This window comes from Pseudomonas sp. LBUM1668 (assembly GCF_059695715.1).
In genome coordinates, this window is the sequence record NZ_CP166787.1 from 5,813,022 (window position 1) to 5,826,638 (window position 13,617).

Annotated in this window: 11 protein-coding genes; 4 read left to right on the top strand and 7 right to left on the bottom strand. The window is 59.7% G+C overall.

The features are described 5' to 3' along the window. Nucleotides 1-133 precede the first annotated feature (133 nt). Nucleotides 134-1,552, top strand: coding sequence for an aminotransferase-like domain-containing protein (locus ACA061_RS26290; RefSeq protein ID WP_497300288.1), 1,419 nt, complete (start codon nucleotides 134-136; stop codon nucleotides 1,550-1,552). On the opposite strand, the gene ACA061_RS26295 is transcribed toward ACA061_RS26290, so the two are convergent. The 3 genes from ACA061_RS26295 to ACA061_RS26305 form a co-directional block, all read right to left on the bottom strand. Further along, nucleotides 1,535-3,916 (bottom strand): fimbria/pilus outer membrane usher protein, encoded by a 2,382-nt coding sequence (locus ACA061_RS26295; RefSeq protein ID WP_497300289.1) that lies wholly within the window; start codon nucleotides 3,914-3,916, stop codon nucleotides 1,535-1,537. The two genes, ACA061_RS26290 and ACA061_RS26295, sit on opposite strands and share 18 nt — an antisense overlap. A gap of 65 nt (nucleotides 3,917-3,981) precedes the next feature. After that, the gene (locus tag ACA061_RS26300; protein ID WP_210700671.1) at nucleotides 3,982-4,689 is read right to left on the bottom strand and encodes a fimbria/pilus chaperone family protein; all 708 of its coding nucleotides are present in this window, start codon (nucleotides 4,687-4,689) and stop codon (nucleotides 3,982-3,984) included. 138 nt (nucleotides 4,690-4,827) lie between these two features. Beyond that, nucleotides 4,828-5,478, bottom strand: coding sequence for a DUF1120 domain-containing protein (locus ACA061_RS26305; protein WP_150616858.1), 651 nt, complete (start codon nucleotides 5,476-5,478; stop codon nucleotides 4,828-4,830). A gap of 279 nt (nucleotides 5,479-5,757) precedes the next feature. Here ACA061_RS26305 and ACA061_RS26310 point away from each other — a divergent pair, with 279 nt between their 5' ends. Then, entirely contained in the window at nucleotides 5,758-7,326 is a 1,569-nt protein-coding gene (locus ACA061_RS26310) for a phospholipase D family protein (RefSeq protein ID WP_210700672.1), read from the top strand. 87 nt (nucleotides 7,327-7,413) lie between these two features. Here the strand turns inward: ACA061_RS26310 and ACA061_RS26315 are convergent, their stop codons facing one another. Both ACA061_RS26315 and ACA061_RS26320 read right to left on the bottom strand, forming a co-directional pair. After that, nucleotides 7,414-8,556, bottom strand: a complete 1,143-nt coding sequence (locus ACA061_RS26315) for an MFS transporter (protein ID WP_210553370.1) — start codon at nucleotides 8,554-8,556, stop codon at nucleotides 7,414-7,416. Between the two features lie 262 nt (nucleotides 8,557-8,818). Then, nucleotides 8,819-10,312, bottom strand: a complete 1,494-nt coding sequence (locus ACA061_RS26320) for an aldehyde dehydrogenase (protein ID WP_497300290.1) — start codon at nucleotides 10,310-10,312, stop codon at nucleotides 8,819-8,821. A 238-nt stretch (nucleotides 10,313-10,550) separates the two neighbouring features. Here ACA061_RS26320 and ACA061_RS26325 point away from each other — a divergent pair, with 238 nt between their 5' ends. Continuing rightward, complete coding sequence (locus ACA061_RS26325; RefSeq protein ID WP_150616861.1) at nucleotides 10,551-10,913, top strand: cupin domain-containing protein; 363 nt, start codon at nucleotides 10,551-10,553, stop codon at nucleotides 10,911-10,913. 205 nt (nucleotides 10,914-11,118) lie between these two features. Here the strand turns inward: ACA061_RS26325 and rpmG are convergent, their stop codons facing one another. Beyond that, the gene (gene rpmG, locus ACA061_RS26330; RefSeq protein ID WP_016772554.1) at nucleotides 11,119-11,274 is read right to left on the bottom strand and encodes a 50S ribosomal protein L33; all 156 of its coding nucleotides are present in this window, start codon (nucleotides 11,272-11,274) and stop codon (nucleotides 11,119-11,121) included. A gap of 11 nt (nucleotides 11,275-11,285) precedes the next feature. Next, nucleotides 11,286-11,519 carry a 50S ribosomal protein L28 gene (gene rpmB / locus ACA061_RS26335; RefSeq protein WP_007920377.1) on the bottom strand — a complete coding sequence of 78 codons (234 nt, stop codon included), beginning with the start codon at nucleotides 11,517-11,519 and terminating at the stop codon, nucleotides 11,286-11,288. Nucleotides 11,520-11,966: 447 nt separating this feature from the next. On the opposite strand from rpmB, the gene ACA061_RS26340 reads away from it, so the two are divergent. Beyond that, nucleotides 11,967-13,553, top strand: a complete 1,587-nt coding sequence (locus ACA061_RS26340) for an ABC transporter substrate-binding protein (protein WP_210553369.1) — start codon at nucleotides 11,967-11,969, stop codon at nucleotides 13,551-13,553. Nucleotides 13,554-13,617 lie beyond the last annotated feature (64 nt).

Sequence of the window (13,617 nt, forward strand, 5' to 3'; positions counted from 1 at the left end):
CGGGCCGGCAAAAGCATTACAGATTCAACTCATCTGTATTAAATCCATACAGATTTGCTACACCTGCTACTGAATTGCCGATTTACGCCGCATCTGTACTGGTTTTTCGAATCACCTGCATCGAGGCAGTGCCATGACGCTTTATGTGAACCTTGCCGAACTGATCGGCACGCGCATCGAACAAGGCTTCTATCGTCCTGGTGATCGACTGCCGTCGGTGCGCGCCTTGAGCGTAGAACATGGCGTCAGCCTCAGCACGGTGCAGCAGGCTTATCGCATGCTTGAGGACGGTGGTTTGGCCACACCGAAACCCAAATCCGGCTACTTCGTTCCGGTCGGGCGCGAGCTTCCGGAGCTGCCCGCCGTCGGCCGCCCTGCGCAGCGGCCGGTGGAGATCTCGCAGTGGGATCAGGTGCTTGAGCTGATTCGCGCGGTGCCGCGCAAGGATGTGGTGCAACTTGGTCGCGGCATGCCCGACATCAGCTCACCGACCATGAAGCCGCTGCTGCGCGGACTGGCACGGATCAGCCGGCGCCAGGACATGCCCGGGCTGTATTACGACAACATCCACGGCACCCTCGAACTGCGTGAGCAGATCGCCCGGCTGATGCTCGATTCCGGCTGCCAGTTGAGCGCCAGCGACCTTGTCGTCACCACCGGTTGCCACGAAGCGCTATCCACCAGCATCCGCGCGATCTGCGAGCCCGGCGACATCGTCGCGGTGGATTCGCCAAGTTTCCACGGCGCCATGCAGACGCTCAAAGGGCTGGGCATGAAGGCTTTGGAAATCCCCACCGACCCGCTCACTGGCATCAGCCTCGAAGCGTTGGAACTGGCGCTGGAGCAGTGGCCGATCAAGGTCATCCAGCTCACCCCCAACTGCAATAATCCGCTGGGCTACATCATGCCGGAGTCGCGCAAACGTGCCCTGCTCAACCTCGCACAGCGCTTCGACGTGGCAATCATCGAGGACGATGTGTATGGCGAACTGGCCTACACCTACCCGCGCCCACGCACGATCAAATCCTTCGATGAAGACGGCCGCGTGCTGCTTTGCAGTTCGTTTTCCAAAACGTTAGCGCCGGGGCTGCGCATCGGCTGGGTCGCGCCGGGTCGGTATCTGGAACGGGTGCTGCACATGAAATACATCAGCACCGGATCGACCGCGCCACAGCCGCAAATCGCCATTGCCGAATTTCTCAAGTCCGGCCACTTCGAACCGCATTTGCGGCGGATGCGTACGCAATACCAGCGCAATCGCGACATAATGATCGACTGGGTGACTCGCTACTTCCCCGCCGGCACGCGCGCCAGCCGCCCGCAAGGCAGCTTCATGTTGTGGGTCGAACTGCCGGAAGGCTTCGACGCGCTGAAACTGAATCGTGCGCTGCTCGAGGAAGGCGTACAGATTGCCGTTGGCAGCATCTTTTCCGCCTCGGGCAAGTACCGCAATTGCCTGCGCATGAACTACGCCGCCAAACCAACGCCGCAAATTGAAGAGGCGGTGCACAAAGTCGGCGCGGCGGCGATCCGGCTACTGGCCCTCGGCTGATTGGCAGACAGCGTCGACCGTTGCATACAGTTTATCGGTGTCGCTGCTTGCCGGCGCATCGACCTCGACCTGGCAGGCTTGACCGCTGCCGGAGTCGATCCGCAACCGCACCAGGACTGGCGCATCGATCAGGTACACCAGCCCGGCATCCACCACATTGGTCAGGTAGTTGCCCTGGGCATCCTGCACCGATGCACCTTTACGGACGGGTAAACCGTCAGGCGTACGCACCTGCAGCATCAGACGGCACACGGTGTCTACGGGAAAGTCCAGGCGCGGCACGGCGCCACGTCCGGCTTCGACTTCCTGATAACCATTGAGTACATCCACATTGCGCGGCAGGCTGCGGGTGTCGATTTCGACTCGATTGGTGCGCCACGCCGACAAACTGGAAGCCACTGCCCGCCCCGCGCCATCGGTCCAGACCGGACCTTGCGGCGTGCTCAACTGGATACCGGCATCGTCACCTGCCTTGACCAGCGCAAAGGTCTCGCGCACCGGATAAGGCGATAGCGTCACGCCCCCTTCGTGCAGCACCAGACCACCGCGCAGCCCGGCGTCATAACGGCTCGAGCCGACGCTATTACGCGAGTAGCCAAGGTCGACGCTGGTGTAACGCGGCAATGCACTGAGCCGGGCATTGAAGTCGGTCTGCCCGTTCTGGGTACGCTCCATGCCCATGCTGTAATCCATCGTGTCGCTCAATTGTTCGGCGTAACGCACGCCTGTGCGCGAGCCCCGGTGCTCATCGTGGCGGGCGAATGTGCTCAGTCTGCGTTTGCTTCCCAGCGGCAGACTAACAGTCAGGTAGGCGCTGTCACCTCGCCCCCCCATGGCGGAGCTGCTGCTTTCGCGCTGAACACTGAGCGATAAGTTGGCCCTGGAATAAGTCTGCGACCATGTCGCCCCCATCCGCGAATGTTGCGTGCTGCCCTGCCCCGCATACGTTGACCAGAAGCCGGAAAAGGCGCCCCAGTCACGACTCGAGTAGTTGACCCCGGCGCCCCATTGTCGCTCGCCCTGCTGGTCCAGCTCCTCTCCAGCACCCTGCCCCGTCTGCGCCAAGGTACGAAACCCCCCGCTGCGCCGGCTCATATTGAGACTGGCTGACAGGCCGTAGCCCAAAGGCATCCCGAGCGCCGCTTGCGTCCTCCGGCCATTACCCGAATTCACGGTCATGGAATTAAGCTGCTGCACGCTGACCACCGCCCCCATGCCCACAGCCTGCGTTAATTCCCACCCTGCGGAACGATAGTCGCCGGCACCCATGATCCCGGCGCTGAAGCCAGTCGCCGAGCCCAACAACCAGTCTTTGTTGGCCGCCACGAAGGTCGGCGCTTCGCGGTCATCATTGCGCATTCGCCGGACCTTTCCTGCCGCAAGCCCATATCCTGGTTTCGCCGGCAGGGTCGGGGCTCTCAAAGAGGCTGCCGGAACGAGAAATACGTGGCGCTCACCACTTTCGGCCACAACCGTAACTTCCAGATCCAGATGGCGACTCAACAGTGGCAAATTGCGCAGTGCAAACGGCCCGCCCGGTACCACCGTGGAATAGACCACCACGCCGCTCTGCCGAACTTCGATCCGCGCGGGCGAAGGTGCATGACCTTCCACGACCGAGCCGCTGCCGGCATCTTCTGGCACGGCCCCGGCCAAGGCCGAATCCGGCAAGATTTGAATACCCGTGAACGGCTCGCCCGCGAACAACGATGAACGCATGTTGAGCTGCCCGACCTGCACCTGCGCCGCATACGCCTCCCATGTGCGAGAAGCCTGGGTATAGAGGACATCGAAACGCTCGGTATCCGCAAATGAGGTGTAGTTCTGCCGACTGCGCACCACCCAATCGGCAGCGTTGAATCCCAACTCGGTGCCAAGGTTCAGATATTGGGTCGAATGGCCAAGACTGGAGTCGCTCACCACCAGCGCGTCGTAGTTGAACAACCCGGCCCTGCCCCCCGACTGCCAGGCGCGCGCAGCAGACTTGGGTTCAAGCAGCAAACCAGTCGGCACCAGCAGCATCACCCTTTGCGAACCGGGATCAAGCCGTACTTGCACGTCGGGGAGATGATCCTCGACGTGAGCACAGCTACCATTCTCGGCGTTGTCAGGCAGGCCGGAAGGCACCGCAATGGACGCCTGATCCAGTAACCGGGTATCGAGACACAACTGCCCGTTGCCATCAAACGTCGCCAAAATCGAACCCAAAGCCCTGCCGTTGACCTCAAGCGCCACTCGACTGCGTCCGGCCGTGAAACGGGGTTCAACGCCGAAAAACCGGGCGGTGGCAGGGTCGATACCGCGTGCCTCCAGTACCGCTGGGTCGAACTCGGTATACGTCTGGGCCGAGGCTGCTGAAGGCATCAGGAGGATCGGCGCCAACCACCAGGGGACAGCGCAAGACACACGCTGGATCTGTGCGCTGCGTTTCATTTTTGAACGATCAACGGCGCGTCGAAGCTGTCGACGGCAAAACCGTACGTTGTCGCCGGAAACAACCGTACGTGACTGGCCAATGTCGACGGTGTGTCGAGCATCATCACTTCGCCCGGCAAAATGTAAGTACGTTGCAGATCGAGCGTGACGCCACCGGGAATCAGGCTCACCGCTTTGGACAGCCTGACCACATACGGGCTTGGGTTACTCACGCGAATTTGTCGGCCGGCAACGCTCCAGACCAGGCGTTTCCAGGGCGTACGGTCGATAGCCAGATCGGCTGGCCGGACAATCACCGGGATGTTCTGACGCACGGTCAGATACACCTGAGCGCCGTTTCCCTCTTGCCGTGGGCTGATCCCTTCGAATACCACGCGTTGCAGTCGCTCGGTTTTCAGCGGTGCGACGTCCCGCAAAATGAACCGCACTTGCTGACTTTTGCCCGGCTCCACCCGCGCCACCGGCGGATTGAGCAATAGCAGCAGCTCGGTATCCTCGGGAATGTGCTCGATGGTGCTGTAGAGCAATGCCGGCTGGTCGTCGGAGTTGCGGACATTCAGGGTCGCTTCCCCCGACGCTTGATCGACCACCACAACCGGCGTTTCCGGGACCATGCCAGCGGCATGGCTACTGATGCTCATAAATGACAGGCACACGGCCACGAAGGCGACAGGCACCTGGAAAGAAAAAAGGGGATACATGAAATTCTCCTGCGGGTATCGGCCGAAATGCGTCAGGCAATTTCGGCCGATACCTTGATGCGAAAAAATACGCGCTAACGCTATTCAGGCCCTGCGAGGCGCATCACGCGATCCGCATGGGTTCGGCAGTTTTTCGACTCAGAGGTAGAACACGTCGAACGTCACCGAACCATCGAGCTGGAACTCATCGGTGGTCGGCGGCAGATCGGCGGTCGGGCGAATGGCTGCCGCGACCTGCATCGGGAATGTGTGCAGCCGAGCAGCGGCAGGGCCCGCCGCAGCACTTGGCCCCCACGAATAAGAGATAGGTGCGTTGGATACCAGGCCGGTGGCCGGTACACGCCATACGCGGTTTTGTGGGCTGCGTACCAAGAAGGTTTGTGGCGTGCCATCGGCCAGTGGCTGGCCGGTCAACAGGCCGAAACCGCCAATGCCTACACCCTTTGTGCTGCCTAGACCGTAATAAAGCGTGTCAGAAGTCCGCCCATTGAACGTCAGGCCGGACACTTTGGTGGCGGCACGGTTGTCAGTCGCCGAGATTTCAACCGCCGCCGGTGCATCGCACGCAACCTTTAGGGTGATGTCCCTTGGGGGCAGATCGTTCTGCTGAGTCGCGCTCAGACTGGCGGAAAAAATACGCCCCAGATTAACGTTGCCGCCACCGGCGAATGCCGGAACGCAGGACGTTGGAATCACTGTGCCGGAGACCGTCAGGTCGAGGGTGCTGGCCTGAGCTGCAAAAGGTGACAGTGCCAATAGCAAGGCACTGGCTGCATAGAGTTTTTTCATTGTTATTTACCGGTTGATGATTGGGTACATACACAGGTCGTTTCAGGACGTTGCGCAGTCCTGAGCGGCCGTTATGCCCGCACATCATTCCCGGTTCAGAAAGGCTTTTCTGTAGGTTCAAGGTACCTGGTAGGTGTAGCGTTTTCGACGTACTGCGTAGTCCATTTCAGCGTGCATCGACAGAGGTGACTCAAAGTCCAGAGTGAATTTAATCTAAACAAAGAATGTCCTACGCCCGTGCCATACTTCGACCTTCGACCCGCCATGAGATGATCCTCCTTGAGATCAAGAACGGTCCTACTTTTCCCCCTACTTCTCGTGCTCCTGCTCAGCAGTTGCGCGAGCCTCAATGCACCGCGCGAACCGAGCCAGGCGTTGCCAGCGTCCGACTCGGCTTTCGGCCGGTCGATCCAGGCTCAGGCAGCGCCGCATGAGGGGCAGTCCGGTTTTCGTCTGCTATCCAACAGCACCGAAGCGTTCACCGCCCGTGCCGAGCTGATCCGCCACGCGCAAAGCAGCCTCGATTTGCAGTACTACATCGTGCATGACGGCGTCAGCACACGGATGCTGGTGGAAGAATTGCTGAAAGCCGCCGACCGCGGCGTGCGCGTGCGGATTCTGCTCGACGACACCACCAGCGACGGTCTCGACCAGATCATCGCGACGCTGGCGGCGCACCCGCAGATCCATATCCGTCTGTTCAATCCGCTGCATCTGGGACGCAGCACCGGCGTTACCCGGGCTGCCGGACGACTGTTCAACCTGTCGCTGCAACACCGGCGGATGCACAACAAGTTATGGCTGGCAGATAACAGCATGGCCATCGTCGGCGGCCGCAATCTGGGCGACGAGTACTTCGACGCCGAGCCGAATCTGAATTTCACCGACATCGACATGCTCAGCGTCGGGCCGGTGGCCGAGCAGCTCGGGCACAGTTTCGATCAGTACTGGAACAGCGCGTTGAGCAAACCGATTGAAGAATTTCTTTCCAGCAAACCGACGGCCAGGGATTTGCAGAACACCCGTACGCGCCTGGAAGAGTCGCTGGAGGAAACCCGCAAGCAGAACCACGCGCTGTATCAGCAGTTGATGACGTTCAAGACCGACCCGCGCATGGACATCTGGCGCAATGAGCTGATCTGGGCCTGGAACCAGGCGCTGTGGGATGCGCCGAGCAAGGTGCTGGCCAAAGGCGAGCCGGATCCGCAATTGCTGCTGACCACGCAACTGGCGCCGGAGCTTACGGGGGTCAGCAAAGAACTGATCATGATCTCGGCCTATTTTGTACCGGGCCAGCCGGGGCTGGTGTACCTGACTGGGCGCGCCGACGCCGGGGTTTCGGTAAGCCTGCTGACCAACTCGCTGGAGGCCACGGATGTGCCAGCCGTGCATGGCGGGTATGCGCCGTATCGCAAGGCGCTGCTGGAGCACGGAGTAAAACTGTTCGAACTGCGGCGCCAGCCCGGGGACGGTGGCGGCAGCGGCCCGCACGTGTTTTACAGTAAGTCGTTTCGTGGCTCGGACTCTAGCCTGCACAGCAAGGCGATAATCTTCGACCGGCGCAAATCGTTTATCGGCTCGTTTAATTTCGACCCGCGTTCAGTGCTGTGGAACACCGAAGTCGGGGTGTTGGTGGACAGTCCGCAGCTTGCCGAGCATGTGCGCGAACTGGCGCTGCAAGGCATGGCGCCGGCGCTCAGTTACGAAGCGAAATTGCAGGATGGGGATATCGTCTGGGTGACTGAGGATAACGGTCAGATGCACACACTGACCAAGGAACCGGGGAGCTGGTGGCGCCGGTTCAATGCGTGGTTCAGTACCAGCGTTGGCCTGGAACGGATGCTTTAAAGATCAAAAGATCGCAGCCTTCGGCAGCTCCTACATTTGGAATGCATTCTCTCTGTAGGAGCTGCCGCAGGCTGCGATCTTTTGACTTTAAGCAGTCTGCACTGTGCCAAAAGCACCTTGTCGGGATACCAGAATCACCAACCCGAAAGCTCCCGCCGCCATCAACCAGGGCAACGCATGCCCGCTGATCCACTGACTACCCGCCCCCGCCGCCAACGGCCCGATCAGACAGCCAACACCCCACAGTTGCGCGATATGCGCATTGGCCCGCACCAGCGCGTCATCACGATAACGCTCACCGATGAGGATCAGCGATAGCGTGAACAACCCACCTGCGCTGGCGCCAAACAACACCCACAGCGGCCAGATCAGCAACGTGTCGATCAACATCGGAATCGCCAGGCTCGACAGCATCAACACCACCGCGCACCCGGTGAACAGCGTGCGCCGCGACAGGTAATCGGCTAACGCGCCAATCGGTAATTGCAGCAGCGCATCGCCCACCACCACAGTACTGACCATCGCCAAGGCGATTTCGGCGGTAAAACCCTGTTGCAGGCAATACACCGGCAACAGCGTCAGGATCATCGCCTCGAACGCGGCAAACAAGGACACCGCCCAGGCAATCGCCGGCAGTTCGCGGGCAAAGCCCCACAGGTCGCGGAAGGTCACGCTGCTCGCTTCACTGCTCGGCGCACCGCTACGGCGCAGCAACAGCAAAGGCGAGATCATCAGCAGCGCGACACCGACCCAAAAGCCGTAATCATCTTCGGTGCCGAGCGCGCCCAGCAGCAAAGGACCAGACAGTTGGCTCAGCGCGTAACTGCTGCCATACAGCGCCACCAGTCGACCGCGCCAATGCTCGACCACCAGTTGATTGATCCAGCTCTCGCCGAGGATGAACACGATGGTCAGGATCACGCCGATCATCAAGCGCAGCACCAGCCAGATCGGATAGCTCGGCAACAGCGCCAACAGGCCAATGGACAAAGCACCGGCCCACAAGCACAGACGCATCAGGTTCGCCGTGCCAAAACGCGCCGCCAGATGACTGGAAATCTTCGCGCCCAACAACACGCCAATGGCCGGCATCGCCGCCATTACGCCAATGGCAAAGGCGCCATAACCCCAGCCCTCAAGACGCAACGACACCAACGGCATGCTGACCCCCAGGGCCAGGCCTACACTCAAGACAGACGCCAACACGGCGAAATACGTCGCCCACCGCATGTTCCACGCTCCTGTGGATATTCTTTTTGTATTCACCCAAAACACTGTGGGAGCGAGCCCCGGTGGCGAGGGGATTTATCCCCGTTGGGTCGCGCAGCGGCCCCAAAACCTGCAACCACGATGTACCAGGTACACCGCGTGCAATGGTTTAGCGACTGCTTCGCAGCCGAACGGGGATAAATCCCCTCACCACAGAAACTCACTCCCACAGAGGATTTCTGTAGCGCTCGGGAGCCTGATTCAGCAGGCCCTCTTTACCGCATTACAACTTGATCCAAGTCGCCTTCAGCTCGGTGTATTTGTCGAACGCGTGCAGCGACTTGTCGCGGCCGTTGCCCGACTGCTTGAAGCCACCGAACGGTGCAGTCATATCGCCGCCGTCGTACTGGTTGACCCAGACGCTACCGGCGCGTAGCGCCTTGGCGGTCAGGTGCGCTTTGGAGATGTCCTGAGTCCACACCGCAGCGGCTAGGCCGTAAGGCGTGTCGTTAGCGATCTGGATGGCTTCTTCAGCAGTGTCGAAAGCAATAACCGACAGCACCGGGCCGAAGATCTCTTCCTGTGCGATCTTCATCGCGTTGCTCACGCCGTCGAAAATCGTCGGCTCGACGTAAGTACCACCGGTTTCCTGAAGAATGCGCTTGCCGCCAGCCACCAGTTTGGCGCCGTCGGTATGACCGGACTCGATGTACGACAGCACGGTGTTCATCTGCTGGGTATCGACCAGCGCGCCGACATTGGTCGCCGGGTCCAGCGGGTTACCCGGCTTCCAGGCCTTCAGCGCCTCGATCACCATCGGCAGGAATTTGTCCTTGATCGAACGCTCGACCAGCAGACGCGAACCGGCGGTGCAGACTTCGCCCTGGTTGAAGGCAATGGCGCTGGCGGCGGATTCGGCAGCGGCTTGCAGATCGGGAGCATCGGCAAAGACGATGTTCGGGCTCTTGCCACCGGCTTCCAGCCAGACGCGTTTCATGTTCGATTCGCCGGAATAAATCATCAATTGCTTGGCGATCTTGGTCGAACCGGTGAACACCAACGTGTCCACATCGTTGTGCAGGGCCAGCGCCTTGCCAACGGTATGGCCATAGCCCGGAAGGACGTTGAGCACGCCTTTCGGAATGCCGGCCTCAACAGCCAGCGCCGCGATACGGATGGCGGTCAGCGGCGACTTTTCCGACGGCTTGAGGATCACCGAGTTGCCGGTCGACAGCGCCGGGCCGAGTTTCCAGCAGGCCATCATCAGCGGGAAGTTCCACGGCACGATGGCGCCAACCACGCCTACCGGCTCGCGGGTCACCAGACCCAGTTGATCGTGCGGCGTGGCCGCGACTTCGTCGTAAATCTTGTCGATCGCCTCACCGCTCCAGCTCAGCGCTTGCGCCGCGCCCGGCACGTCGATGTACAGCGAATCGCTGATCGGCTTACCCATGTCGAGGGTTTCGAGCAGGGCGAGTTCTTCGGCGTGCTGTTTCAGCAGACCGGCAAAGCGAATCATGGTGGCTTTGCGCTTGGTCGGCGCCAGGCGCGACCACACGCCGGAATTGAACGTAGCGCGAGCGTTTTCCACAGCGCGCTGGGCGTCGGCGGCGTCACAGCTGGCAATTTTGCCCAGCAGACGGCCATCGACCGGGCTGATGCTCTCGAAGGTCTCGCCGGAGACCGCGTCGGTGTATTCGCCATTGAGGTAGGCGCGGCCTTCGATCTTCAGGTCGCGGGCGCGTTGTTCCCAATCGGCACGAGTCAGGGTGGTCATTCAGGTGTCCTCCTCTTGTTGAATACGAGCGCCGCGCGATCTTCGCCGACGTCCTCAGCAATTCTGCCCGGCCAGCCTGCATTTTCGGCCCGAGGCACCCGCCACCCTAAACCAGCGGCCGGGTTTGTTTCAATATATTTGACATAAGGTGGTCATACGACCTTGCAGTGTTGATTTTAATCAACATAGACTTTGGCCTTTTCCAGCCATTGCGCCGCATTCACGGGAGATAACAACAATGAACATCCAGAACGTCGTCGACATCAGCCTGACCACCAGCGAAGCCGAACGCTACCGCCCGGACCCGGCCAAAGTACTCAAGGGCGATCCCGAGCAAGCAGTGTTCCATCAATATGAAAGTCCTTGCGGGCAGATGGGTGTCGGCGTGTGGGAAGGTGCGGTGGGTCAGTGGACGGTGAATTACACCGAGCATGAATACTGCGAAATTCTTCAGGGCGTTTCGGTGCTGCGTGACAGCGACGGCAATGCCAAGACGTTGCGCGTCGGTGACCGCTTTGTGATTCCGGCGGGTTTCCGCGGCACTTGGGAAGTGCTGGAGGCTTGCCGCAAGGTCTATGTGATCTTTGAACAGAAGGGCTGAGGATATTCGCTGGCTGATCTGGCCCCATCGCTGGCAAGCCAGCTCCCACAGTAATTGTGGGAGTTCACAAATTATGCGGTCACCAAAAAACCTATGGAAGCTGGCTTGCCAGCGATGAGGCATGGACGGGCGCGACAAAACCTGAGAAACAAAAAAGGCCCGTATCGTGAGATACGGGCCTTTTTCGTAAGTCAGGAAAAATCAATTACTTGATTTTGCCTTCCTTGTACATCACGTGCTTACGAACAACCGGATCATATTTCTTGATCTCGATTTTGTCCGGGGTAGTACGCTTGTTCTTGTCGGTAGTGTAGAAGTGACCAGTACCGGCGCTCGAGATCAAACGAATCAATTCACGCATGATTAGCTCCCTTAAATCTTGCCATCGCGGCGAAGTTCGGCGAGCACGACAGTGATGCCACGCTTGTCGATGATACGCATGCCTTTGGCAGATACGCGCAGACGCACAAAACGTTTCTCTTCTTCAACCCAGAAGCGGTGATGCTGCAGGTTCGGCAGGAAACGACGACGGGTTTTGTTGTTTGCGTGGGAAATGTTATTCCCAGTCACCGGACCCTTACCGGTAACTTGACATACTCTCGACATGCCTCAGCCCTCTAAAACCACATGCCCAACCCGGCATGGGTTGGCCGCTTAATCTCTCAGTCATTTGGCGCCAGGCGCCGCGTTTCTTTAGAGGTCTTACCGGCTACACCTACAGTGAAGGAACCGGGCCCCTAGAAAAGAGCGCTGCTTTATACCAGAAAGACTGGGGTGCAACAACTTTCCGTGTGCAATCAATCCACAAAAAGCCGCAAATTCTGCCCGTGAGTGCCTTGGATAAAGGCCGGGACGGGGTTTTACCACTCGTCGAAGAAAACTGCTCACATGCGCGATTCTGGCTCTTCGTTGCACCGAGCACCCACCGCAACCGCGTAAAAACGCTCCCAAAAACACAAAAGGGGATAGTCATTTGCAATCGCGACCTCTAGGGTAGGGCTTTTCCAGACTGCACTTGCAGATGGGCCTTCGATCTGTGAAAGGAAACCGACCATGCGCCTCGCTGCCCTAACCCTGCTGCTCGCCCCCCTCCTGCTGAGCCCCTTGGCCCAGGCCGCCGCGCTGAGCGTCTGCACCGAGGCGAGCCCTGAAGGCTTCGATGTGGTGCAGTACAACTCGCTGACCACCACCAATGCGTCGGCCGATGTGCTGATGAACCGCCTGGTTGATTTCGACACTGCCAGCGGCAAGGTCATCCCGAGCCTGGCCGACAGCTGGGAAGTCAGCACCGACGGCCTGACTTATATCTTCAAATTGCACCCGCGGGTCAAATTTCATACAACCGAATACTTCAAGCCAACCCGCGAGCTGACTGCCGAAGACGTCAAATTCAGTTTCGACCGTATGCTCGATCCAGCCAATCCGTGGCACAAAGTAGCGCAAAGCGGCTTCCCCCACGCGCAGTCGATGCAGTTGCCGGCACTCATCAAGAAGATCGACGCGCTGGATCCGCTGACGGTGCGCTTCACGCTTGATCACCCGGACTCGACTTTTCTGGCGACGCTGAGCATGGGTTTCGCCTCGGTCTATTCCGCCGAATACGCCGACAAGCTGTTGAAGGCCAACGCCACCGACAAGCTCAACAGCCAGCCAATCGGCACCGGCCCGTTCGTATTCAGCCGTTTTCAGAAAGACGCCGCGGTCCGTTACAAGGCCAACCCGGACTACTTCCGTGGCAAGCCTGCAGTGGATCCGCTGATCTTCGCGATCACGCCAGATGCCAACGTGCGCCTGCAAAAACTGCGACGCAATGAATGCCAGATTGCCCTGTCGCCAAAACCCTTGGACGTACAGGCTGCGCAGAAAGAACCGACGCTGAAAGTCGAAAAAACTGACGCGTTCATGACCGCCTTCGTCGGCATCAACAGCCAGCATCCGCCGCTGGACAAACCGGAAGTGCGGCAGGCGATCAACCTTGCCTTCGACAAGGCCAACTACATCAAAGCCGTGTTCGAAGACACGGCGGAAGCGGCCAATGGCCCTTACCCGCCGAATACCTGGAGCTACGCGAAGGGCCTTCCGGGCTACCCGCACGACGTGGCGAAAGCCAAGGCGCTGATGGCCAAGGCCGGCTTGAAGGATGGTTTCAAGACCACGATCTGGACGCGTCCATCGGGCAGCCTGCTCAACCCGAATCCGAGCCTTGGCGCACAGATGCTGCAATCGGATCTGGCAGAGATCGGCATTCAGGCGGAAATCCGTGTGATCGAATGGGGCGAGCTGATTCGCCGCGCCAAGGCGGGCGAGCATGATCTGTTGTTCATGGGCTGGGCCGGCGACAACGGCGACCCGGACAACTTCCTCACGCCGCAGTTTTCCTGCGCCGCGGTCAAGTCCGGCACCAACTTCGCCCGCTACTGCAACGCCGATCTCGACAAGCTGATCAGCGCCGGCAAGACCACTAGCGAACAAGGTGTGCGCACCAAGCTCTACGAGCAGGCACAGGCGCAGATTCAGCAGCAGGCATTGTGGCTGCCGCTGGCGCACCCGACGGCGTTCGCACTGACGCGTAAAGACGTTCAGGGTTACACGGTGAGCCCGTTTGGCCGGCAGGATTACTCCAGGGTCAACATGAAATAATCGCCACACCACCAAATCCCTGTAGGAGCTGTCGAGTGAAACGAGGCTGCGATCTTTTGATCTT